Source organism: Microbacterium sp. NPDC055599 (genome assembly GCF_053618975.1).
In genome coordinates this window covers 136227-159912 of record NZ_JBSHIM010000009.1, presented here as the reverse complement: position 1 = coordinate 159912, position 23686 = coordinate 136227, and the positions used below count along the sequence as shown (strand labels likewise).

The following is a 23686-nucleotide window of genomic DNA, read 5'->3' as shown; positions in this document are numbered from 1 at the left end:
ATTGCGCATGAAATCGATTTCGCCTAACCTGGCGCATACCCGATCAGAGTGGATCGACGCGAGCTGGTCGGCACCCCCACCCGGCGGCAGCCGGGACACAGCATGACTCGAAGACGAGTGACGTCCTGAGGAGGACCAATGCGCAAGACACGCAGTCGCATGTGGAAGGTCGCAGCATCCGTGGTGGTGGCGGGCATCGCCCTCAGCGGATGCTCCGGGGGCGGCGGCGGGGGCGGAGGCGCCGGAGCCGAGGGGGAGCCGGACAGCGGCGAGCTCAACTTCGTCTACATGGGAGACGCCGACCAGCAGAAGGCGTTCAACGCGCTGTTCGCCGAGTTCAACAAGCAGTACCCCGACATCAAGCTCAAGGCCGTCGGCATCCCCAGCGGCAACTGGGCCACGTTCTCCACCACGGTCGCGACGCGTCTCGCCGGCGGACAGAAGATCGACATCATCCAGGTCGCCACCGAGGGGCAGCGGCTGTTCGCCTCGAAGGGCATCCTCGCCGACCTCGCGCCCTACATCGAGCAGGACCAAGACGTCGTCGACGACTACTGGGACGACATCAGCCCCAACCTGCAGAAGTTCAACGAGGAGTTCGCGGCGGGCCCCGACGGCGAGACCGTGTTCATCCCCGGCGGGTTCAACACCATGGCCATGTACCTCAACAAGGACGTGTTCGAGAAGGCCGGAGTCGCCATCCCCGAAGACGGCAACTGGACGTGGGACGAGTTCGTCGCGGCCGGGAAGCAGATCAAGGAGAAGACCGGCGCCTACCTCGTCGGCGCCGGCTCCGGCTACTTCGTCGACGTGATGCCGTGGCTCACCACCAACGGCGGCAGCACGTTCAACGCCGACTGGAGCGAGCCCACCTACAACTCCCCGGAGGCGGTCGAGTCGGCCGAGTTCGCCCGCAGCCTCGTCGAGATGGGCCTGGCCCCGAAGCCCGGCGGCCAGTTCGACGGCAACACCGCGTTCAAGCAGGGCAAGCTCGCGATCCTCAGCGGCGGACGCTGGCCCGTGCTCGGTGTGCGCGAGCTCGACATGGTCGACAAGACCGTGGTCGTGAACTGGCCCACCAAGACCGGCAACGGCTCGCCGGTCGGCTGGGACGCCTGGAACATCGCCAAGAACAGCGACAACAAGCAGGCCGCGTGGACCTTCATCAAGTTCCTCATGTCGGAGGAGGCCGGCAGCTACTTCGCCGAGATCGGCGGCACCATCGTGCCGGCGCGGGAGTCGGTCGCGAACTCGCCCGCCTTCACCGACAACGCCCCCGAGGGCACCATCCGGCTGAGCGAGGCGATGGACTTCGCCACCCCGATCCCCTCGATCGACCAGGGCGCCGAGGCGCAGAAGGTCATCGAGGAGGCGTGGGGCACGATCATCGCCGGTCAGGGCGAGGCGCAGAAGACCCTCGACGCGGCGCAGGCGGAGCTGGAGCAGCTGGTCGGTGAGTAGCATCGCCGCCGCCCCCACGGTGCGGCGCCCGGGAGCAGAGCTCCTGCGGCGTCGCACCGCGACCGCGGGCTGGATGTTCGTCAGTCCCGCGCTGCTGCTGTTCCTCGTCTTCGTCGCCGGGCCGTTCGTGTTCGCGATCGCCCTGGCGTTCCTGAAGTGGGACATGCTGACCACCCCGGAGTTCGTCGGCGCCGATAACTTCGTGCGCCTGTTCTCCGACCCGATCCTGCCGCAGGTGCTGCTGAACACGTTCGTGTTCGCGTTCGCCTCGATCGTCACCCACCTGGTGTTCGGGCTGCTGCTCGCCCTCGCGGTCAACCGGGTCGCGAGCCGCGTGCTCGGCTACTTCGCCCGCGTCGCGATCTTCTTCCCGTTCCTGATCTCCTGGGCCGCGGTCGCCCTGCTGTGGAAGTACGTGCTCGACCCGACGTTCGGCTACGTGGCGCAGTACGCGGCGACGTTCGGCATCGAGCTGCCCAACTTCTTCGCCGACCCCGCCTGGGCCATGCCCGCGATCATCTTCATCGACCTGTGGCACACGGTCGGCTTCACGTTCATCATCATGCTCGCCGGGCTCCAGACCGTGCCCACCGAGCTCGTCGAGGCCGCCCGCACCGACGGCGCGACCTCGTGGCAGATCTTCTGGAACGTGACGCTGCCGCTCATGTCGCCCACCATGTTCTTCGCCACGATCATCACCTTCATCGGTGCGTTCCAGATCTTCGACCCGATCCAGATCATCACCAAGGGCGGACCGCAGAACTCCACCACGACGATCATCATGTACCTCTACGAGAAGGGCTTCCAGGCCTTCGACATGGGATACGCGGCCGCGGTCGCCCTGCTCGTGTTCGTCATCATCATGGGCGTCACCGTGCTGCAGTTCCTCGGCCGACGGAAGTGGGTGCACGAATCATGACCGTTCTTCCCCCCACCGTGGAGCCGCGGACCGACGTGCTCACCCGCGTCGAACGACAGCGCCGCCGCCGCCGTCACCGCCCCACCGTCGGCGGCGTGATCGTCGACGTGGTGCTCGTGGTGTTCGGCATCCTGATGCTGTCGCCGCTGTTCTGGCTGATCGTGCAGAGCTTCACCGAGCCGGAGTTCGCGTTCGCCGACCCGCCGCGCTGGCTGCCGATCCCGTTCACCACGCAGAACTTCGCCGACGTGTTCGAGTACATGCCGTTCTTCCAGCAGTTCGGCAACTCGCTCGCGCTCGCGCTCATCTCCACCGTCGGAGCGCTGTTCTTCTCGGTGCTCGCCGCCTACGCGTTCGCGCGCATCGACTTCCGCGGCAGCCGCGTGCTGCTGGTCGTGATGCTGTCGGCGCTCATGGTGCCGGGACAGCTCGTCATCATCCCGATCTTCATCATGATGCGGCAGCTCGGACTCGTCGACACCCTCGCGTCGCTGTGGCTGCCCGCGCTGATCAACGTGTTCCAGATCTTCTTCCTGTCGCAGTACTTCAAGACGATCCCGCGCGAGCTCGACGAGGCCGCGCGGCTCGACGGTGCCGGACACCTGTGGATCCTGTTCCGGATGCTCATCCCGCTCTCGGCCCCCGCGGTCGCGGCCCTCGCGATCCTCGGGTTCGAGGCCTCGTGGAACGGGTACTTCGGGCCGCTCATCTTCCTGTCCAGCCCGGAGAACATGACCCTGCCCCTCGGGCTCGTCACGCTGCAGAACGGCTTCGGCGCCGCACCCGCGGTGATCGTGTTCGCCGCCATCACCATGGTCGTGGTGCCGCTGCTCGTGGTGTTCCTGGCGTTCCAGCGGCAGATCGTGGAGAGCGTCGCATCGACGGGGCTGAAGGGATGAGCAGGGTGCACGCGCGTACTCGCACGGCGGGGTCTGGTGCTGCGGGCTCCGCGGGCGTTGCCGGCGCGACGGCGGCCGCGCGTGCCGCCGGTTCCGCTCCCGCTGCGGTCGACCCGGTGCTGCTGCGCCTTCCGGCCGCGGCGTGGCGGGCCCTCGCGCCGCTCGGGGTGACCGGAGCCGCGGCGCTCGCGGCCTGGGCGTTCGGGGCGGCGCTGCTCGGGCCGGCGTCGCCGCTGGTGCCGCTGCTCGTGGTCGCCGCGTGCGCGGTTCCGGCCGCGTGGGCCCTCGGCGCGCTGCACGACCGGGTCTTCGACCACGCGGCCGTGCGCCTCCGCCGCCGCGTGCTCGCGGTCGCGGTCGGTGCCGGTGCGCCCGCGGTGCTGCTGGCGTGGTCGCAGGTCACGAGCGCGATCGCCGCCTCCGCCGCGGTGCCCCTGTTCACCGTGCTCGGGTTCGCGGCGCTGCTGCTGTCCGCCGCGGTCGCCCTCGTCGCGGTGGTCGCGGTGCCCGTCGCCGCCCTCCGCGACGACGTGGGGCTGCGCACGGTCGCGGTCGTCTGCGCCGTCGCGGCGGTGCGTCGCCCGCTCGGACCGCTGGCCGCGCTCGCCGCGTCGGCCGCGGTCGCGTGGCTCGGGCTCACCTGGTTCGGTGGGCTGCTGCTGCTCGCCGCACCGCTGCTCGTGCTGCTGTCCGTCGCCGCGGCCTGGCCGGTCGCCGCGGCATCCGGAGTGGCGCTGCCGCCGCTCGTCCCCGGCCGTCGACCCGCACGAGGAGAATCATGACCGACCGCCTGTCCCCGTCCCGTCCGCACACCGAGGCCCCCGCGCTCGCGATGCCCGTGGGTGGCATCGGCACCGGCGGCTTCGCGGTGAACGCCGACGGGTCGCTGCGCCAGTGGCAGCTGCAGGGCATGCCGAACCACCTGGGCGCTCTCCCCGGCACGGGCTTCTGGCTGCGGGTCACGCAGGTCGAGCCGCCGCTCAACGTCATCTCGATGGTGCAGGGCACCCCGGTCCCGGATCCGCAGGCATCGCTCACGACCGACGGCTTCGTGCCCGAGTGGATGACCGCGGCGGCCGAGAGCTTCAGCACCTTCGAGAGCGCCGCGTTCCGGGGCACCTACCCGGTGGCCGAGGTCGAGCTGACCGATCCGCGCCATCCGGTCGAGGTGCGCATGCGCGTGCTCAACCCGATGGCCCCGCGCGACGTCGAGCTCAGCTCGATCCCGACCGGGATGTTCGAGTTCACGCTCACCAACACGGGCCCGATCGGGGTGCACGGCACGCTTGCGGGGTCGCTGCTCAACGCGATCGGGTGGGACGGCATCACGCCCATCGCCGACAGCACCCCGGGGCTGGGCGGCAACGTCAACCGCCTGCGCCGCGGCAGGGGCTGGTCGCGCGTGGTCATGGACAACCCGAGCCTGGACGAGAGCGACCGCCTGGCCGGGCAGCTCGTGCTCGCCGCCGACGACGAGACCGCGGCCGTGCTCACGCGGTGCAGCGGTCTGGAGCACCTCGACGCGTTCCTCCGCTCCCGCGGCGGGAACGACGGACGCTCCCGGCTCGCGCTCGCCCCCACCATCGGCGACCCGCAGCTCAACGCCCCGCAGGGCGGGTCCGGCCCCAGCCCGCGAGGACGGTCGTGGCTCGGGGTGGTCGGCGTGCCCTTCGCCCTCGCCCCCGGCGCCTCGCGCACGATCCGTTTCTCGATGTCATGGCACCTGCCCAACCGGTTCGTCGACATCGAGCAGTTCGGGGCGCCGCACCCGGAGTGGGGAGCGTCCACCTTCTACCTCGGCAACGCGTACGGCCGGCGCTACCTCGACGCGCTCGACGTGCAGGCCACGGTCGAGCGCCGGTGGGACGAGCTCGTCGAGCGCACGCTCGAGTGGACCGGCACCCTCGCAGGGTCGAGCCTCGACGCGCAGGAGGTCGAGCACCTGGCCGCCCAGGCCGCGTACGTGCGCAGCCCCACGTGCTTCATCGGCGCCGACGGCCGGTTCTACGGCTACGAGGGCTCGCTCGGCGACTCGACCTGGATGTGGTCGGGCGTCTTCGGCGGCTCCTGCCCGCTCAACTGCACGCACGTGTGGCAGTACGAGGCCGCGCTCGCCGGGCTGTGGCCGAGCCTGGAGCGGAACATGCGCGAGACCGAGTTCGACGTGATGCAGGCGGCCGACGGGTCGATCCCGCACCGCTTGCGCGTGCCCACGTATCTGCACCAGATGACGGACGAGTTCATCGGCGGACCGGAGGAGCCCGCGCTCGACGGCATGCTCGCCACGATCCTCAAGTCGCTGCGCGACGTGCAGCGCGGGGCGGGATCGGAGTGGCTCGAACGCCGCTGGCCGCAGCTCGTGCGGTTGTACACGCACATCCGCGAGAAGTGGGACGCGGACGGTGATGGCGTGCTGCGCGGCATCCAGCCCAGCACGCACGACATCGACCTCGCCGGGGTCAACCCGTTCATGGGCACGCTGTGGCTCGCGGCGCTGCGGGCGTACGAGGAGCTCGCGCGGCGGGTGGGCGACACCGAGGCCGCGGCGGAGGCGGCCGAGAGGTTCCGCTCCGGCTCGGCGGGGTACGACGAGCTGCTGTTCGACGGCACCCACTACATCCAGGTGCTCGACGAGGGCGACCCGGAGGACTTCCAGTGGCGCACGGGTGTGCTGTCCGATCAGGTGATCGGGCAGTGGTGGGCGCATCAGCTCGGGCTCGGGCCGATCCTGCCGCCCGAGCACGTGCGCAGCGCCCTCCGGCACGTGGTCGCCTCGAATCTGCGGCACGGCTTCGCGGACTTCGCGCACCCGTACCGCGTCTATGCCGACACGGCCGACGACGTCGGGCTGCTGATGTGCACGTGGCCCGAGGGCGGACGACCCGAGGTGCCCACGCGCTACGCCGACGAGGTGTGGACGGGCATCGAGTGGCAGGTCGCGGCGCACTGCTTCTTCGAGGGGCTGGAGGAGGAGGGTCGCGCGGTGCTCGAAGGACTGTGGGACCGGCACGACGGCCGCCGCCGCAACCCCTACAACGAGATCGAGTGCGGCGATCACTACGCCAGGGCCATGGCGGGGTGGACGCTGCTGCAGGCGCGCTCCGGCGTGCGCGTGGACGAGGCGGCGGGCGAGCTGCACGTCGGCGCCGAGGGCCGCTGGCCGTGGGTGAGCGCGGCGGGCTACGGCACCGTCACCGTGGGGGAGCAGGTGGAGGTCGACGTGGTGGAGGGCGACTGCCCGTTCACCGTGGTGCGCGCGGAGTGAACGCACCGAAGAGCGCCCGCGGGAAGCGGGCGCCCTTCGTCGTGCTCGGTGTCAGCCCTGCGGCGGGCGCGACGGGGAGGCGCCGATGTCGGGCACGGCTGCGCTGCCCAGGTGCACCTCCAGGTCGTCGGCGCTCGGTGTGCGCGGTCGGCGCGCGGTCGGCCGGTCGAGGTAGAACAGCGCGGTGGAGGCGATGTCGTCCCGCAGCGGCAGGTATCGCCATCCGCTGCGCCAGCCGAGCGCCTGGATGTCGACCCGCGGGATGCCGGTGGCGAAGTGGATCGGGTCGAGCACGTGCCAGCGGTACATGCCGAAGCGCTGCTGTGACACGTAGAGGCCGTCGGGCCGGATCACCTGCGGCATCCCCAGATACGGGGTGGAGAAGGCGGTGTAGCCCTGGCCGGGGATGTCGAAGTTCCACGCGCCGCCGAAGTAGTCTTCGGTGCCGGTGCCGCAGATCGTGGGGTGGTCGGTGTCGTCGTCGAGGTAGAACTTGATCTCGCCCTCACCCCACCAGCCGTTGGAGTTCACGCCCCACGCGATGTAGGTGCCGACGTACTGCCCCTGCCCCTCGATGCCCTCCAGCAGGACGTGCGGGGTGCGGTCCTCCAGCGGATTCGAGCGCCGCCACTGCGCGTGGAAGTAGGCGTCGTCGGAGTGATCGCCCCCGACCTCGTAGGTCACCTGGTAGTAGACGCGCACGTCGACGGTCGACGTGTTCTCGAGCGTGAGCCGGGCGCCGTCGCGGAACGGCATCGGCCAGTAGGAGTTGAAGCCGCCGTGCGGGTTCGCGGCGATGGTCTGCGAGTTCACCTGGGCGAACACGCCCCATCCGTTGCAGAAGAAGTCGCCGTAGGGCACCTCGACCGCGGGTTCCGCGGCGCCGTCCCAGTACGCGCGCAGCAGCAGGGTGCGCCAGTTGTCGGTGTGGGTGGTGATCCAGATGTGGGTGATCTTGCCCGGACCGTCGATCGCGGCGAGTTCGAAGGTCTCTCCGGCCGGGATATCGACGCTGGGGGAGATCTTCCAGCCGGGGCCGAGGTCGCGCGCGCTCGCCGCACCGGTGCCCTCGGTGGCGCGGCCGCCGCCGCCCGGCGAGCCGTCGAAGTTCTCGGGGGAGATGGACCGGGTCTGCACGGTGCGCAGCGCTGCGAGCGTGGACAGAGAGGAGGGGGCAGGCGTCATGGCCGCCAATGTAATCGATTTCAGATCGATGCACCAGAGACCTCGCGAGCGCGCGATACTGTTGCTTCACGTCCGGGGTCACCGGACAGGCAGTGAGGGTGCATGGCCACGATCTACGACGTCGCGGAGCTCGCGGGCGTCTCGCCCGCGACGGTCTCCCGCGTGTTCAACGGCACGAGCGTCTCGGAGGAGAAGGTGGCCGCGGTGCGCGAGGCCGCCGCCCAGCTGCACTTCACGCCGAACCGCGCGGCCCGCACCCTGCGCACCCAGAGCTCCGAGGTCATCGCGCTCGTCATCCCCGACATCGAGAACCCGTACTTCACCGAGATGGCGCGCGGCGTGGAAGACGTCGCATCCGAGGCCGGGTACTCGGTGGTGCTGTGCAACTCCGACGCCCAGCTGGAGAAGGAGGCCACGTACCTCCGCATCGCGATCGCCGAGCACATGTCGGGCGTCATCATCGCGACCGCCGACGAGCACAGCGATCTGAGCGGCATCCTCGCCACCGGGCGCCCCGTCGTCGCGGTCGACCGCAGCACCACGTACGACATCGATGGCGTGGTGATGGCCAACCGGGCCGCCGGCACCTCCGCCACGCAAGACCTCATCGCCGCGGGCTATCGCCGCATCGCCTACATCGGCGGGCCCGAGCACATCGACACCGCGGCCGAGCGCGCGGCCGGCTGGCGCTCCGCGCTCTCCGCCGCAGAGCCCGACCTCGACCTGGACGAGCTCGTGCGCTTCGCGACGTTCCGGGTCGACGGCGGCCGCGCGGCCATGGAGGAGCTGCTGGCGCTGCCCGAGCCGCCCGATGCGGTGGTCGCGGGCAACAACCTCATCGGCGTCGGCGCCCTGCAGGTGCTCACCGAGCGGGGGCTCACGCCGCCCGCGGTCGGGGTCGCGGTGATCGGATCGCTGCCCTTCACCACGCTCTCGCCCACGGCGGTCACCGTCGTCCGGCTCCCGGCGCGGCACATGGGGGTCACGGCGGCGCGCATGCTGCTGGAGCGGATCAAGGGCGACACCCAGCCCGCGCGCACGGTGGTGCTGCGCAACGAGGTGCAGTCCGCGAGCACGCCCCGCGCCTGACGCCCCTGCGGACGGGCGGGCTCTGCCGGGGAAACGCCCACGCATCGGCTTGCGGCTTGAAATCGATTTCGCTTACCATGGCGAAAGGTCGGATCACCGGCCGCCCTGCGTCGAGGAGGACCATGCGCTGCACCATCGGTGTCGACATCGGCACGTCCAGCAGCAAGGGCGTGCTCGTCGACGAGGCGGGGACGATCCTCGCGACCGCGACGCGCGCGCACGAGGTGAGCCGCCCCCGCACCGGCTGGGTCGAGATGGACGGCGACGTCTGGTGGGACGAGTTCGTCGGCCTGGCCCGTGAGCTCCTGGCCGCAGTGCCGGAGGCCGAGGTGGCCGGGGTCGGCGTCAGCGGCATGGGTCCCTGCATCCTGCTCGCCGACGAGCACGACCACCCCGTCCGTCCCGCCATCCTCTACGGCGTCGACACCCGCTCCACCGCGCAGATCGCACGGATGACCGCGGAGCTGGGCGACGAAGACATCACCCGCGTGGGCGGCTCGACGCTCACGTCGCAGGCCGGCGGCCCCAAGATCGCCTGGGTCGCCGACGAGGAACCCGAGGCGTGGTCGCGCGCCCGCCGCCTCTACATGCCCGCGTCCTGGCTCGCCCGCAGGCTGACCGGCGCCTACGTGCTCGACCACCAGTCCGCCAGTCAGGTGTCGCCCCTGTACGACATCGAGCACGAGCGCTGGCACGAGCCGTGGTGGCAGCGCTATGCGGGCACGATCGAGGCCCCGGAGCTGCGGTGGGCGGGCGACGTCGCGGGCACCGTGACCGACGCGGCCGCCGCCGCCACCGGCATCCCCGCAGGCACCCCCGTGGTCACCGGCACCATCGACGCCTGGACCGAGGCCGTCAGCGTGGGCGCGCACGAGCTCGGCGACCTGATGCTGATGTACGGCACCACGATGTTCCTCGTCGCGACCGGCGCCGAGACCCTGCGCACGCCCTCGATGTGGACGACCGCCGGTGCCTTCGCCGGCACGCGCAACCTCGCCGGCGGGCTCTCGACCTCCGGCGCGCTCACCGCCTGGCTGAAGGACCTCACCGGCGCGGACTACCCGGAGCTGCTCGGCGAGGCCGCCACGTCCGGCCCCGGCGCCCGCGGGCTCCTGATGCTGCCGTACTTCGCGGGCGAGCGCACGCCCATCCAGGACCCGGATGCGCGGGGCGTGATCGCCGGCCTCACGCTGGAGCACACCCGCGGCGACCTGTACCGCGCGGCGCTCGAGGCCACGGCACTCGGCGTGCGCCACAACGTCGAGACCATGCGGGCCGCCGGCGCCGACATCCGCCGCATCGTGGCGGTCGGCGGCGGCACCCAGGGGCGCCTGTGGCTCCAGATCGTGTCCGACGTCACGGGACTCGTGCAGGAGGTGCCCGAGACGACCATCGGCGCGAGCTACGGCGCCGCCTTCCTCGCCGCCGGAGCCACCGCGGCCCCGGGTGCCGCTCCCGCCATCGACGACTGGAACCCGATCGCCGAGACCGTGCGGCCCGACACGGCGCTGCGCCCCTTCTACGACGCCCTGTTCGACCGCTACGTGCGGCTCTACGAGGGGACCACATCCGTCGTCCACGACCTCGCCGCGGACCAGCGCGGCGCGACCTCGACCACCCCGACCCCGGAGGCACCATGACCACGTACACCCTGCCCGCGCCCGCCGCGCGCCCGACCGCGGCACCGAAGACCGCGTACCTCATCACCTCGGGCGATCTGCGCGAGTCGGCGAACGTCGCCGGGTGGCCGACCCAGGTGGAGCTCGAAGCGGGTGTGACGGGCGTGCTGAACGACCTCGGCTGGGAGGTGATCCGGCCGTTCGGCGTCGACCCCGAGACCGGTCACGGCTTCATCTCCAGCCAGCGCATGGGCCTCGAGGTGTTCCGCGACATCCCGACCGATGCCCCGCTGGTGGTCGCGATCGCCAACTGGCAGTACTCGCACCACGTGCTCGCCGGGCTGCGCACGCACGAGGGCCCGATCCTCACGGTCGCCAACTTCGCCGGTGACTGGCCGGGGCTGGTCGGTCTGCTCGGCCTGAACGCCGGGCTCACGAAGATGGGCAAGCCCTACGCCACCACCTGGTCGGTCGACTACACCGACGACTGGTTCATCGACGGCATCCGCGAGTGGACCGAGACCGGCGCGATCACGCACGACCAGTCGCACGTGCGTCCGCTGCCCGCGTTGCCGGACAGCCCGGAGAAGCAGCTCGGTGAGGCCCTGGCCGCGCAGCTGCGCGCCGACAAGGCCATCATCGGCGTGTTCGACGAGGGCTGCATGGGCATGTACAACGCGATCTTCGACGACGAACTGCTCAACCACACCGGCATCTACAAGGAGCGGCTGTCGCAGTCGGCGCTGTACGCCGAAATGCTGACCGTGACGGAGGACGAGGCCGACGCCGCGTACGACTGGCTAATCGACCACGGCATGACCTTCCGCTACGGCGACGACGCCGCGACCGAGCTCACGCGCGAGCAGGTGCAGTGGCAGCTCAAGATGTACATCGCCGCGCTGCGCATCGCCGACGACTTCGGGCTCGACGCCGTCGGCATCCAGTACCAGCAGGGTCTCAAAGACCTGGTGCCCGCGTCCGACCTCGCCGAGGGCATCCTCAACACCACGGAGCGCCCGCCGGTCACGTCGCGCGACGGCTCCCGCGTGCTGCACGAGGGCCGCGCGTTCCCGCACTTCAACGAGGCCGACGAGGGCGTCGCGGTCGACGCACTCGTGACCGACCGGGTCTGGCGGGCGATGGGCCTCGTGCCAGACAACACGCTGCACGACGTGCGCTGGGGCGAGGACTTCGACGGGCAGTTCGTGTGGGTGTACGAGATCTCCGGCTCCGTGCCCGCCTCGCACCTCGGCGGCTGGGAGCACGCGGAGGGCTGGCGCCAGGGCCATGTGTTCTTCCCCGCGGGCGGCGCCACCATCAACGGCGTCTCGAAGCCCGGCGAGGTCGTGCTGTCGCGCGTGTTCATCGCGGACGGTGTGCTGCAGGCCGACATCTTCCGCGCCTCGGTCGTCGAGCTGCCGGAGGAGGAGACGCAGCGCCGCAAGGACGCCACCAACCCGGAGTGGCCGATCGCCCACGTGGTGCTGCACGGCATCTCGCGCGACCAGTTCATGGCGCGGCACAAGGCCAACCACGCGCAGCTCGTCTATGCGCCCGACGCCGAGACCGCGGACCGGGCCCTCATCGCGAAGGCCGCCATGTTCGACGGGATGGGGATCCGGGTGAACCTCGTGGGGGACGTGCGCGTCTGAGCCGGGCGCGGGGCGTCACTGCGAGCGCCAGAACCGCAGCGCGAGGTTCGTGAGCTCCTTGTCGAGGTCTTCCACCTTCGACTCGATCCGACCGAGGCGGGCGTCGATCCCTTCGACGCGGGCCGAGAGGGTGCCTTCGACGCGGTCGATGCGGGCGGAGAGGGTGCCTTCGACGCGACCGACCTCGGAGCGGATGACACGACTGAGCTGCGTCGTCATGAGGGTCATCCCGCCGAGCATCACGGCGGCGAAGACGCCGAGCAGCGTCCAGATCTGCGGGTCGTTCACGGGCATGCCTCCAGTGTCTGCCAGGACGTCCACGGTGTCACGGTATTCCGCAGGCGCCCGCGCGCGAAGACCCCATCGGTGCGGTGACCGTCGCCGGACGGCGTCGTGGAGGAGGGGTGAGCGCGCCGGTCAGCGGCCGGGCGCGGGCGTCGCGGCGACCGCAGGGACCGCGTCCGCACCCGTGCCGTCGGCACCGGGGCGCAGTCCGCTCGGCGGACCGCTCAGCGCGCGGAGGGCGTAGAGGATCGTGGCGAGGTCGACGAGCTCCTGCACGAGCGCCCCGGCGACCGCGGGGATCAGGCCCGTCATCGCCACGACCATGAGCCCGACGCTCAACCCGATGCCGATCCAGATCGCCGTGAGCGCGACGCGCAGGGTGTGCCGGCCGATGGCGACCGCGTCGACGACCTTCGCGAGCGAGTCGACGAGGATCACCACGTCGGCCGCGTCGCCCGCCGCGGTCGCCCCCTTGGCGCCCATCGCGATGCCGATGTCGGCCGCCGCGAGCACCGGGGCGTCGTTGACGCCGTCGCCGACCATCAGCACGGGCCGGGGTTCGAGCTCGGCCGCGAGCCGCACCTTCTCCGGCGGGAGCAGTTCGGCGTGGACCTCCTCGATGCCCAGCTGGTGCGCCACCGACTCCGCCGTCGACCGCACGTCGCCGGTGAGCATCGCAACCCGTTCCACCTCGTGCAGCCGCAGCCACGAGACGACCGCGGCGGCCTCCGGCCGCGCCGCATCGGCGAGCAGGAGCGCTCCGGCGAAGCGACCGTCCACCGCGACGTAGGCGGCCGCCTCGCCCGTGCCCAGCTCGGCGCGCACGGTGTCGGGCGCCAGCGACGCGACGTAGGCGGGCTTGCCGACCACGACCGTGCGGCCCCGGATCGTCGCGGAGACGCCGTTGGTCGCGGTCTCGCTCGCCTCCGCGGCCGCCTCGAGGGGCAGCCCCCGCGCCTCGGCGGCGGTGCGGATGCCCGCGGCCAGCACGTGCGACGAGTACTGCTCGGCCGAGGCGGCGAGCTGCAGCACCTCGTCCGCGTCGAAGCCGGAAGCCGGTCGCACCTCGACCAGCTCCGGGCGGCCCTGCGTGAGCGTGCCGGTCTTGTCGAACGCGGCCGACCGGACGCGCGCGATCTGCTCGACCACGGCCCCGCTCTTCATGATCACGCCCGACTTCGCGGCCCGGGACAGGCCGCCGAGGAACGCCACGGGTGCCGCGATCAGCAGCGGGCACGGGGTGGCGAGCACGAGCACCTCCGCGAAGCGCGTCGCATCGCCCGACAGCGCCCACGCGGTGCCGGCCAGGACGAGCGCGACGGCCGTGAAGGGGATCGCGAACCGGTCGGCGAGACGGACGATGGGCGCGTGCGAGGACTCGGCCTGATGCACGAGGGCGACGATCTGCTGGTACTGGCTGTCGGCTCCGGTGCGCAGGGCGCGGAGGCGGATCGCCCGGCTGCCGTTGATCGCGCCGGACAGCACCTCCTCGCCCGCGTGCCGCGAGACCGGCAGGCTCTCACCGGTGAGCGAGGACTCGTCGAACTCGCCCTCGGCCGTCAGCAGCGTGCCGTCGACCGGCACGATCTCCGCCGGACGCACCAGCAGCACATCACCGACCGCGACCTCGTCGACCGGAACGTCGTGCGCCTCGTCCGACTGCGCGTCGCCGGGGTCGTGCAGCACGTGGGCGATGCGCGGCGACCGGTCGAGCAGGGCCGACAGGTCGCGGCGGGCGCGGCGGCCGGCGAAGTCCTCCAGCGCCTCCCCGCCCGACAGCATCAGCACGATGATGAGCGCCGCGATGTACTCGCCGACGGCGAGCGTCGCGACCATCGCCACGACCGCGAGGATGTCGAGGCCGACGTGGCCGCGGAGCACGTCGCGCACCATCCCGATCAGGGTCCACACCACGACCGCGGCGACGTACACCGTCGCGATCCAGCGCCCGACCTGCTGCTGATCGACCGCGTGCAGCACGCCCACCAGGGCGAACGCCAGCACGGTGAGGGTGATGACCGGATACCGCCACAGCAGGCCGAGCGAACGCATGCCCCCAGCATCCCGCGGAACGGCGGCGGAGGCCAAGGGCGGATCGTCCACTCTTTCACCCGCAGAACTTAAGCGATATAGTCGGCCGCGAGTCGCCCCGATGCGGCTCGCGCTCGACAACGATGCCGAAGGAGACGAACCCCCATGTATCCGTCCTCATCCAGAAGTCACCGCCATCGGCGCGCCTTCACGGCCGCCCTCTCCGCCGCTGCGGTGGCGCTCACCGCGGTCGCCGCGACGGGCCCGGCCGCTGCGGACGCCACCGTCGACGAGGCGAAGCTGGCGGTCTACGTCGAGGTCAACTCGAACGATTTAGCGAACGTCGCCGACTACACCCTGGCCGATTCGGGTCGCCCCGCCGTGGATCTCGCGATGATCTTCGCCGCGAACATCAACTACGACGGCCAGCAGGCGTACCTGCACTTGAACGAGCGGGTGACCGAGACCCTGCAGGATGCGGAGAACCAGATCCGGCCGCTGCAGGCGCAGGGCACGAAGGTGCTGCTCTCCGTGCTCGGCAACCACCAGGGGGCCGGGTTCGCGAACTTCACCTCGTTCGCCGCCGCCGACGCCTTCGCCGCGCAGCTCGCGGACGCGGTGACCACGTACGGCCTCGACGGCATCGACTTCGACGACGAGTGGACGGAGTACGGCGCCAACGGCACACCGCAGCCCAATACCCAGTCGTTCGGGTGGCTGGCGACCGCGCTGCGCGAGCGGCTCGGCCCCGACAAGCTCATCACGCTCTACGCGATCGGCCCGTCGTACACCACCACCGACTTCACGCAGTTCGACGTCGACGGGGTGCTCGACCACGCCTGGAACCCGTACTACCCGACGTATGACGCCCCGACCGTGCCGGGCCTGGACGATCGCGCGCGGCTCGGCGCCGCGGCGATCGACCTGTCGAATACGAGCGCCGCCACCGCGGCAGACTTCGCGCAGCGCACGGTCGCCGACGGGTACGGCGTCTACGTCGCCTACAACCTCACGGCGACCGACCAGTCCGCCTACCTGTCCGGGATCACGCAGGCGTTGAAGGGAGAGGCCACGGTCTTCCAGGCGCCTCCGGCCGACACGACCGCGCCCACCGTGACGTTCAAGAGCGGCGCGCAGTTCACCAAGCAGACGGACGACGGCTACAAGCGGGTGAGCTTCCGGCTGCACGACGAGGGGCTCATCGACCGGATCGTGCTGAACGGCGTGCCGACCGACCTGGAGAACGGGGAGTCCCGCGACCTCGACGTGCTGAAGCCCGGCGTGCTCGGTGCCGTCCTCGGGGTCAACACGCTGCAGGTGGTCGACGTCGCCGGCAACAGCACCGAGGTGACGTTCACGCTGACGAAGTGACCGGCGCGAGGGCGAACAGCTCGAGCTGACGGATCGTGACCTCGGCGTCCGCGCACAGGCGGATCGCCGGGGTCACGGTCCGTGCGGCCAGGGTGAACGGGGTCGTGCGATCCGGCCGCAGCGCCTCGGCATGGGTCGCGGCCACCCGCTCCCACCCGCCGTCCGCCCGCTCGACCTCCCAGTGCCACCCGGACGCGGGCGTCGCGGTGACCGCGGTCACGCTCACGTCGGTGATGTCGCGCGCCGCGGGGAAGCGCCACCCCACCCACTCGCCCGGCCGCAGGCTCACGCCGTCGGCCCCCGCGGGGTCGCCGTCGTCGAACAGTCGCGCCGCGTGGTCGAGGCCCCGGGAGGCGATCGCCTCGCCCGCCTCCGAGGTCAGGTCCGGGTGCCACGGCTCGACGGCGTCGTCGGGCGCCGCGGCCTCCAGCGCCTCCGCGGGGTCGAGCGTGAAGGTCAGGTCGAGCACCGCATCGCCGGTCAGTCGTTCCACGGGCAGGTCGGCCGTGGGGAGGGGGTCGCCGTCGAGCAGCGCCGACCGGAGCACGTGGGCGCCCGGCTCGCTCCGCTGCACGCGGATCCGCAGCGTCGACCCGTCACCGCGATCGACGCGGACGTCGTCGAACAGCGGGGAGCCGATGCGCAGCCGCCCGGAGGCGAGCTCGAGCGGATACAGGCCCAGCGCCGCCCACAGCCACCAGGCGCTCATCTCGCCGTTGTCCTCGTCGCCGGGGAAGCCCTGCCCGATGTGCGCGCCGGCGAACAGACGCCCCGCGAGGTCGTGCACGATCGCAGCGCCCGCCCACGGGCGGTCGGTGAACGCATACAGGAAGGGGATGTGGTGGGCGGGCTGGTTCGAGATCGCGCACATGCCGGAGCGCAGCGCGCGGGCCTCCCGCTGCTCGTGGATGACCGTGCCGTAGGCGCCGCCGAAGCGTTCGTCGGCGGTCTCCGGCTCGGCGAACAGCGCGTCGAGGTGGCGGCCGAGACCGGCGGGGCCGCCGTACAGCGTCGCGAGCGCCGGGCCATCGTGCACCGCGCCGACCGACATCCCCCACGCGTTGGTCTCCACGTTGTCGCCACCCCACACCCGGGGGTCGAAGCCGGGCGCGAACGACCCGTGCGCGTCGCGGCCGCGGAAGAAGCCCGAGTCGGGATCGAACAGGGTGCGGTACGACCGGGCGCGGTTGGCGAGGTAGCGGGCGAACGCGCGGTAGCGGGCGGCGTCCGTGGCGGTGGCGGCGTCATCGGCGAGCTGCCGCGCGAACCGCCCGAGGGCCGCGTCGCTCACGGCGTTCTCGATGCTCCAGCTCATGCCCTCCGGCACGTCGGAGGAGATGTACCCGGTGAAGCGCCCGCGACCGATGCCCTTGCGGCCGCGACGGGCGTCCGGCCCCGGCTCGCACGCGTGGCGCCAGCCGCTCTCGAACGCGGCCTCCCGGTCGAACGCCACACCCCAGCGCGCGGCGTCGGCGAAGATCTGGTCGCTCGACGTGCCCACCATGCTGTCGACGTACCCCGGGGCGCTCCACCGCGCCATCCACCCGCCCCGCCGGAACTGGGCGAGCTGGCCGTCCAGCAGCTGCCCGGTCAGGGCGGGGTCGAGCAGCGCCAGCGCGGGCCACTCCGTGCGGTAGGTGTCCCAGTAGCCGTTGTTCACCACGAGCTCGCCCCCGGGCACGGGCGCACTGGTCTCGGTCTCCCCGAACGGCGCGCGCGGCGCGAACACGTCGGCGAAGCGGTGGTCGGGCGCGGTGGTGGTGCCCGCGTTCTCGCTCGCCGTGTTCGGGTACAGGTGCATGCGGTGCAGGGCCGCCGCGATCCGGGCGCGATGCTCCTCGTCGGCGAGACCGCGGTACGGCCGCTGCCGCGGGTCGAGCGGAGGGAGGGTCACGCGGCCGAGCAGGCGGTCCCATGCGGCGGCTGCGGCGGCGCGCAGCTCCTCGAAGGACCGGGACGGCGGAGCCTCCTGGGCGAGGCTGCGCCGGGCCTGCGCGATCGACAGGAACGACACCGCGATGCGGACCTCCAGGCTGCCGCGCCCGTCGAGGTGCCCGGCGACGCGCCCGCGCCCGTCGTCGTCGAGCCGGCCGCGCGCCTCGGTCGCGCCGACCGTCGCCCCGGCGAAGTAGCAGCGGGGCGCGTTGCCCCAGTCCTCCGCGCCCTCCGGGATCCAGCCCTCGAACTCGCCGTCGTCCGTCCAGGTCAGGCGGCCGTCGTCGGTGAGCTGATCGATCACGAAGCCGACGGTGGCCGTGGGGTCGTCGGCGGCCACCCGGAACCCCGCCGCGTGCGAGGTCGCGGTCATCGCCACGTGCAGTCCGTCGCCGAGGTCGGCGGCGTACTCGTGGGGGCGCGACCGTTCGCTGCCCGGCACGATCCACCGTCGCCGTGCCGCGCGCTCCGAGCGGGCGCGGCCGAGGAACGGCATGAGCTGCAGCACCGAGCGATCACCGATCCACGGGCTCGGCTGGTGCGAGAACTGCAGGGCCTCCAGGCGGCGGCCCTGCGGATCGTCGTGCACGAACGGGCGGTACGGCCAGCGGGCGTCCGCGGCGTCGGTCGCCGGCGTGACGAACGTGAAGCCGTGCGGCATCGCCACCGCCGGGATCGTGTTGCCGCGCGAGAACCGCGGTCCGGAGTGCGTGCCGCGGCGGGTGTCGACGCGTTCGACCGGCGGCAGGTCGGGGTCCGCCGGTCGGCGTTCCTCCACACGGACCTGCACGAATCCGGTCGCGCGGGCGGGCAGACCCTCCGCGCCCGTGAGCGACGGCGCGCCCAGCACCAGCTCGACCGTGGCCCGCACCGCGCCTCCGGTCGACAGAGGGGCGAGCGCGACCGTATCGGCGTTCCACTGCTCCGGGAGGCTCCAGCGGGCGGCGAACTGCGCCTCGGGCGTGAGCGGCACGTCGTAGCGGTCGCGGACGGCGGCGTGGTCGCTCAGCCGCGTCCCGTCCGCCGTTCGCACGTCCACCGTCACCGCGAGCGCCGCGTGCGGAGCCAGGGTCGCGTCCGCCCCGTCGGCGTAGAACGCCCAGTGCAGCACGGTCTCGGGGGTGACGGTGAGGTCGGAGAGCCCCGGCACGTCCAGCCGCTGCGGCCCCAGGGCGGGATCGAAAGCGAACGCGAACACGTCGCCGGGCAGCACCCCGGCGTGCGGGCGCGACGACGGGGGATCGGCCGGACCGGCGGCCGGGGTCAACGGTGCCGCGGTCACCCCTTCAGCGCACCCTCCTGCACGCCCTTGAAGAAGAACCGCTGCGTGAAGGAGAACATGATGATGATCGGCACGAGGGCGATCATGGTGCCCGCGGCGATCAGGCGCGGGTCGACCGAGAAGCTGCTGTTCAGGTACGCCATGCCGACCGTGAGCGTGTACTTCGCGGGGTCGGAGAGCACGATCAGCGGCCACAGGTAGTCGTCCCACGCGCCGATGAACGCGAAGATCGCGACGACCGACACCATGCCGCGGATGTTGGGCCACACGATGTGCCGGATGCGCTGCCACGTGGTCGCGCCGTCGACGGTCGCCGCGTCGAGCACGTCCTTCGGGATCATGCGGCACGCGGTGGCCACGAGCAGCACGTTCATGGCGCTGATCGCTCCGGGCAGGAACACGCCCCACAGCGTGTCCGCGAGCCCGAGGGCGCGGATGGTGAGGAAGTTGCTGGTCACGGTCACCTCGCCGGGGAACAGCAGGGTGGAGAGCAGGATGCCCATCACGATCCACTTGCCGCGGAACCGCATGCAGCCCAGCGCGTAGCCCGCGAAGGTCGCCAGGATCACGTTGCTCAGCACCGTGCCGAGCGAGACGAGCAGGGAGTGCCACGCGTACAGGTACACCGGCACGATGTCGGCGACGCGCGTGTAGTTCTGCAGGGTGGGGTCGCGCGGGATCAGCTCCGGCGGGAACGAGTAGATGTTCTCCTGCGGACCCTTGAACGACGTGGACAGCTGCCACACGAACGGCCCGATCACCAGGAAGAGCACCAGGAGCAGCAGCGCGTAGCGGCCGATCAGCCCGCCGAGGGTCGGCTTGCTGAAGTCGCCGGAGCCGCGGTGCCGGAAGATGCGCTCGCGCGCGGGGCGGACCGGGGCGTCGTCGGCGCGGTCGTCGGCGCGCGGCGGGGTGAGCGTGGTCATGCGGAGACCTTCGCCTTCTTCTCGCGGTTCATGAACGCGATCGCGGCCAGGGGCACGAGCGTCAGGAGGAACAGGGCCACGCTGATCGCGGAGGCGTAGCCGATGTTGCCGTTGAGTCCGGAGCCCACCTGGCGGATCAGCATCACGAGCGACATGTCGTAGCCGCCGGGGCCGCCGGTGCTCTTGGAGAGCACGTCGAGCTCGGCGAACACGCGCATGGCCGACACCGCGATCAGCACCGAGATGAGGAGCATGGCGCCGCGCACGGACGGGATCGTCACCGAGAGGAAGCGACGGAACGAGCCGGCACCGTCGAGCATCGCGGCCTCGTGGAGCTCCTTGCCCACGTTCCCCAGCGCCGCGAGGTACACGACCATGTAGTAGCCCAGGCCCTTCCAGACCGTGAGCAGGATGGCGCAGCCCAGCAGCAGCCAGCGGTCGACGAGGAACGCCATCGGCTTGTCGATCAGACCGAGGAACTCCAGGGTCTGGTTGATGATGCCGCGACTGTCGAACAGCCAGGTCCAGATGAGGGCGACCACCACGACCGAGGCGATCACGGGGAAGTAGAAGGTGGTGCGGAAGAACGAGATGCCCGGCAGCTTCTTCTGCACCAGCAGGGCGAGCAGCAGCGGCAGGATCGTGAGCAGCGGCACGCACACGACCACATAGATGAGGCACGTCGTCAGCGCGTTCCAGAACATCTCGTCGCCGAACATGCGCTCGTAGTTCGCGCCGCCCACGAACTCGGGGGTGCGCAGCGGGCGGGCGTTCGTGAAGCTGAGGACGACGGTGTTGAGGAACGGCCACAGCGCGAACACCAGCACCCAGATCACGGCGGGGGCGAGGAGCAGCCACGGGGTGAACCACCGGTGGGACCTCATCGTCGTCCTTCGCTGCCGGGTGCCGGTGCTCGCGCTCATGGTCACTGGTCCACGCGGTTCGCGTTGGCGTACTCGACGATCTTGTCGAGCTGGGCCTTCGGGTCGGCCTCGCCGTTGACCGCGAGCGCGATCTGCTGCGTCATGTAGGTCGCCATGTCCGACGTCCACTGGAACGGCAGGGCCTTGGCGTCCTTCATCGCGCCGAACACCGTGTCGATCGCGGCGAGCTGCTTCTCGTCGGTGACGGAGGAGGCGATGTTCTCGACGACCTGGTCGCCGCCCTCGGCCGTTCCGGGCGCGGTCCCGACCGCGAGCGACGAGAACGCCACCTGGTTCTCCTGATTCGTCGCGAACTCGGCGAACGCGAGCGCGGCTTCCTTGTTGTCGGAGTCGGCGGAGACGTTCAGGCCCTGCACGTAGAGCGGCGCGATGCCGAGGCGCGGGGTGGCGACGGTGTTCGCCAGCAGCGACGGGGCGTCCTTCTGCAGATCGGTCGTGAAGCCGGTGCCGCCGGTCGTGAAGGCGACCTTCTCCTGGATGTAGGCCTCCGCGTTGCCGCCGTAGTCACCGGTGAGGGCCTCGGCGGGCATGGCACCCGCGGCGTACGCGTCGGCGTACTTCTGGATGATCGCGGCGGCCTCGTCGGTGTTGAAGTCGAACTCGCCCTTGTCGTTGATGACCTCCATGCCCGCGGCCGTGAAGGTGTCGAGCGCGGGGATCGAGGAGAGCAGCTGCACCTTGCCGCCCGACTCGGTGGCCACGTCGGTGGCGAGCGTGAGCAGCTCGTCGACCGTGGTCGGCAGGTTCTGCTCCGTGACGCCGTACGGGGCGAGCTGGGCCAGGTTCCACCACGACGCATCGCTCGACAGGTACCACGGCAGACCATAGGTGCCGTCGACGCCCGGGTACTGGCTGTAGGCCTCCCACGCGCCCGTGTTGTACGCCGACTTCAGGTCGGGGTCGGCCGTGTCGAGGTCGACCAGCTTGCCCGCGGCGACCAGCGGGTAGGCGATGTCGGGTGGCAGGTTGAGCACGTCGGGCAGGGTGTCGGCGTTGGCCTGGCTGAGGATCTTCTCCTGGTAGCCGTCGCCGGGCTGGTCGAGCCACTCGACCTTCACGTCGGGGTGCTCCTTCTCGAACGCGTCGATCAGGTCTTCGAAGTACGGCGTGAACTTCTCGTTCTTGAGCGACCAGGTCTGGAACTGGATCGTGCCGCTCAGGTCGCCGGAGGTGTCGATCGGCCCGGCGTCTCCGGCGCCGGCGCCACCGCCGGTGCAGCCGGCGAGCGCGAGGGCGCCGATCGTGAAGGTTGCCAGTGCAGCCATGCGTGCGGGAACTCTCATCGTGCTTCTTCCTCGAGGCGGGCGATTCGGCGCGGGTCCGACAGGACGGGACTACAGCGCTTTAGCTGATGAAACCATCCGAATCCATCGGTGTCAAGAGAGGGCGCGCGGAGCGCAGGCGGCGAGCGGAATCTCGTGCCGCGGTCTCGCTGCTCAAGCGTTATAGTGGTGCGATCCGCCCTCGTCGGGGGGCTCTGTCCGAAAGGTGCGAACACATGACGCAGCGTGGCGCTCTCGACGCTCCCCTGAGGTTCGGGGCGAACTACACGCCGTCGAAGGACTGGATGCACTCCTGGCTCGACTTCACGCCCGACGACGTGCGCCGCGACTTCGCCGCCCTCGCCGAACTGGGCCTCGACCACGTGCGCGTGTTCCCGCTGTGGACCGTGCTGCAGCCGAACCGCACCCTCATCCGCCCGAAGGCTCTCGACGACGTGCGGGCGATGGTCGACATCGCCGCCGAGTTCGAGCTCGACGCGGGCGTCGACGTGATCCAGGGCCACCTGTCGAGCTTCGACTTCGTGCCCGCCTGGCTGTACACCTGGCACGACCGCAACATGTTCACCGATCCGAGGGCGCTCGACGGGCAGGTCGCCCTGGTGCAGCGGCTCGCGGAGGCGCTGCGCGATGCCCCGAACTTCCTCGGCCTCACGCTCGGCAACGAGGTCAACCAGTTCTCGGCGCACACGCACCCGGCGCCGTGGCCGGTCACGGTCGACGAGGCCGGGGCGTGGATCGAGACCCTGCTCGCGGCCGCGGGGGAGGCCGCTCCCGGACTTCCTCACGTGCACAGCGAGTACGACGCGGTCTGGTACATGGACGAGCACGGGTTCACCCCGGCGCACGCCTCGCGCCTGGGCGCCATGACCACGATCCACTCGTGGATCTTCAACGGCACGGCGCAGCGCTACGGCGGTCGCTCCGTCGCCGCCGACCGGCACGCCGAGTATCTGATCGAGCTGTCGCGGGCGTTCGCGACCGACCCGCAGCGCCCGGTGTGGCTGCAGGAGGTCGGAGCGCCGTCGAACTGTCTGGAACCCGACGAGATGCCCGGGTTCCTGGAGGCGACGCTGCGCTCCTCGGCGCGGACCGAGAACCTCTGGGGCGTCACGTGGTGGTGCTCCCACGACGTGAGCCGCGACCTGGGCGACTTCCCCGACCTGGAGTATTCGCTCGGCCTGGTCGACCAGTCCGGCGCGGCCAAGCCGATCGGCCGGCGGTTCGCGGAGCTGATCCCCGAGCTGCGCGCGCGCACGGCTGCCCCGGCGCGGCCGACCGGGATCGTGGTCGAGGTGGACGAGCGCGACGTGCCGGTGAGCCGGGCCGCGCTGAGCCCGGGAGGGGCGGTGTTCCAGGCGTGGGTCGATGCGTGCACAGCCGGACTCGACCCGGCCCTGGTCACCTCGGCCGACGCGGCAGACCCCGCGGCGCTGGAGGCTCGGGGCATCCGTGAGCTGATCCGCCCCGACCTCGCGGGCGACGCGGTCGGCCGCTACGGCTCGGTCAACACCGTCGTCGACGCCTGACACCATCCGTCGGC

Annotated in this window: 17 protein-coding genes; 10 read left to right on the top strand and 7 right to left on the bottom strand. The window is 71.3% G+C overall.

Annotation, left to right across the window (positions count from 1 at the left end; all coding sequences use genetic code 11):
* Positions 1-138: 138 nt before the first annotated feature.
* From ACWGQ1_RS10870 to ACWGQ1_RS10850, 5 genes are read left to right on the top strand one after another with little or no spacing between them, the layout of a single operon-like run.
* Positions 139-1461 carry an ABC transporter substrate-binding protein gene (locus ACWGQ1_RS10870; RefSeq protein WP_205812626.1) on the top strand — a complete coding sequence of 441 codons (1323 nt, stop codon included), beginning with the start codon at positions 139-141 and terminating at the stop codon, positions 1459-1461.
* A complete protein-coding gene (locus tag ACWGQ1_RS10865; protein WP_205828199.1) occupies positions 1454-2380 on the top strand; it encodes a carbohydrate ABC transporter permease in 927 nt (308 codons plus the stop codon). The genes ACWGQ1_RS10870 and ACWGQ1_RS10865 overlap by 8 nt, the downstream gene beginning before the upstream one ends.
* Complete coding sequence (locus tag ACWGQ1_RS10860) at positions 2377-3279, top strand: carbohydrate ABC transporter permease (protein WP_136028683.1); 903 nt, start codon at positions 2377-2379, stop codon at positions 3277-3279. The genes ACWGQ1_RS10865 and ACWGQ1_RS10860 overlap by 4 nt, the downstream gene beginning before the upstream one ends.
* A complete protein-coding gene (locus tag ACWGQ1_RS10855) occupies positions 3276-4061 on the top strand; it encodes a hypothetical protein (protein WP_452312950.1) in 786 nt (261 codons plus the stop codon). The genes ACWGQ1_RS10860 and ACWGQ1_RS10855 overlap by 4 nt, the downstream gene beginning before the upstream one ends.
* A complete protein-coding gene (locus tag ACWGQ1_RS10850; protein WP_136036298.1) occupies positions 4058-6544 on the top strand; it encodes a GH116 family glycosyl-hydrolase in 2487 nt (828 codons plus the stop codon). The genes ACWGQ1_RS10855 and ACWGQ1_RS10850 overlap by 4 nt, the downstream gene beginning before the upstream one ends.
* A 51-nt stretch (positions 6545-6595) precedes the next feature.
* Here ACWGQ1_RS10850 and ACWGQ1_RS10845 read toward each other — a convergent pair whose 3' ends face one another.
* Positions 6596-7729, bottom strand: coding sequence for a glycoside hydrolase family 172 protein (locus ACWGQ1_RS10845; RefSeq protein WP_136036299.1), 1134 nt, complete (start codon positions 7727-7729; stop codon positions 6596-6598).
* Positions 7730-7831: 102 nt separating this feature from the next.
* Between ACWGQ1_RS10845 and ACWGQ1_RS10840 the strand changes: the two genes are divergently transcribed.
* The 3 genes from ACWGQ1_RS10840 (at position 7832) to ACWGQ1_RS10830 (ending at position 12089) form a co-directional block, all read left to right on the top strand.
* A complete protein-coding gene (locus ACWGQ1_RS10840; protein ID WP_136036300.1) occupies positions 7832-8818 on the top strand; it encodes a LacI family DNA-binding transcriptional regulator in 987 nt (328 codons plus the stop codon).
* Positions 8819-8940: 122 nt separating this feature from the next.
* The gene (locus tag ACWGQ1_RS10835; RefSeq protein ID WP_136036301.1) at positions 8941-10458 is read left to right on the top strand and encodes an FGGY-family carbohydrate kinase; all 1518 of its coding nucleotides are present in this window, start codon (positions 8941-8943) and stop codon (positions 10456-10458) included.
* Complete coding sequence (locus ACWGQ1_RS10830) at positions 10455-12089, top strand: fucose isomerase (protein ID WP_136036302.1); 1635 nt, start codon at positions 10455-10457, stop codon at positions 12087-12089. Before ACWGQ1_RS10835 ends, ACWGQ1_RS10830 begins: the two co-directional genes overlap by 4 nt.
* Positions 12090-12104: 15 nt before the next feature.
* Here ACWGQ1_RS10830 and ACWGQ1_RS10825 read toward each other — a convergent pair whose 3' ends face one another.
* Together ACWGQ1_RS10825 and ACWGQ1_RS10820 are read right to left on the bottom strand one after the other, a co-directional pair.
* Positions 12105-12383 carry a hypothetical protein gene (locus ACWGQ1_RS10825; protein WP_452312949.1) on the bottom strand — a complete coding sequence of 93 codons (279 nt, stop codon included), beginning with the start codon at positions 12381-12383 and terminating at the stop codon, positions 12105-12107.
* Positions 12384-12506: 123 nt separating this feature from the next.
* Positions 12507-14426, bottom strand: coding sequence for a heavy metal translocating P-type ATPase (locus ACWGQ1_RS10820; protein ID WP_452312948.1), 1920 nt, complete (start codon positions 14424-14426; stop codon positions 12507-12509).
* A 144-nt stretch (positions 14427-14570) separates the two neighbouring features.
* On the opposite strand from ACWGQ1_RS10820, the gene ACWGQ1_RS10815 reads away from it, so the two are divergent.
* Positions 14571-15776, top strand: coding sequence for an endo-beta-N-acetylglucosaminidase H (locus tag ACWGQ1_RS10815; protein ID WP_452312947.1), 1206 nt, complete (start codon positions 14571-14573; stop codon positions 15774-15776).
* Here ACWGQ1_RS10815 and ACWGQ1_RS10810 read toward each other — a convergent pair.
* The 4 genes from ACWGQ1_RS10810 to ACWGQ1_RS10795 are packed head-to-tail and all read right to left on the bottom strand — an operon-like array spanning position 15760 to position 22128.
* Complete coding sequence (locus tag ACWGQ1_RS10810; RefSeq protein ID WP_452312946.1) at positions 15760-18993, bottom strand: GH92 family glycosyl hydrolase; 3234 nt, start codon at positions 18991-18993, stop codon at positions 15760-15762. The genes ACWGQ1_RS10815 and ACWGQ1_RS10810 overlap by 17 nt on opposite strands.
* Positions 18990-19919, bottom strand: a complete 930-nt coding sequence (locus tag ACWGQ1_RS10805; RefSeq protein ID WP_136036573.1) for a carbohydrate ABC transporter permease — start codon at positions 19917-19919, stop codon at positions 18990-18992. The genes ACWGQ1_RS10810 and ACWGQ1_RS10805 overlap by 4 nt, the downstream gene beginning before the upstream one ends.
* Positions 19916-20803, bottom strand: a complete 888-nt coding sequence (locus tag ACWGQ1_RS10800) for a carbohydrate ABC transporter permease (protein WP_136035139.1) — start codon at positions 20801-20803, stop codon at positions 19916-19918. Before ACWGQ1_RS10800 ends, ACWGQ1_RS10805 begins: the two co-directional genes overlap by 4 nt.
* A 41-nt stretch (positions 20804-20844) precedes the next feature.
* Entirely contained in the window at positions 20845-22128 is a 1284-nt protein-coding gene (locus ACWGQ1_RS10795) for an ABC transporter substrate-binding protein (protein ID WP_168442904.1), read from the bottom strand.
* A gap of 233 nt (positions 22129-22361) precedes the next feature.
* Here ACWGQ1_RS10795 and ACWGQ1_RS10790 point away from each other — a divergent pair, with 233 nt between their 5' ends.
* Entirely contained in the window at positions 22362-23672 is a 1311-nt protein-coding gene (locus ACWGQ1_RS10790; RefSeq protein WP_452312945.1) for a glycoside hydrolase 5 family protein, read from the top strand.
* Positions 23673-23686: the final 14 nt, after the last annotated feature.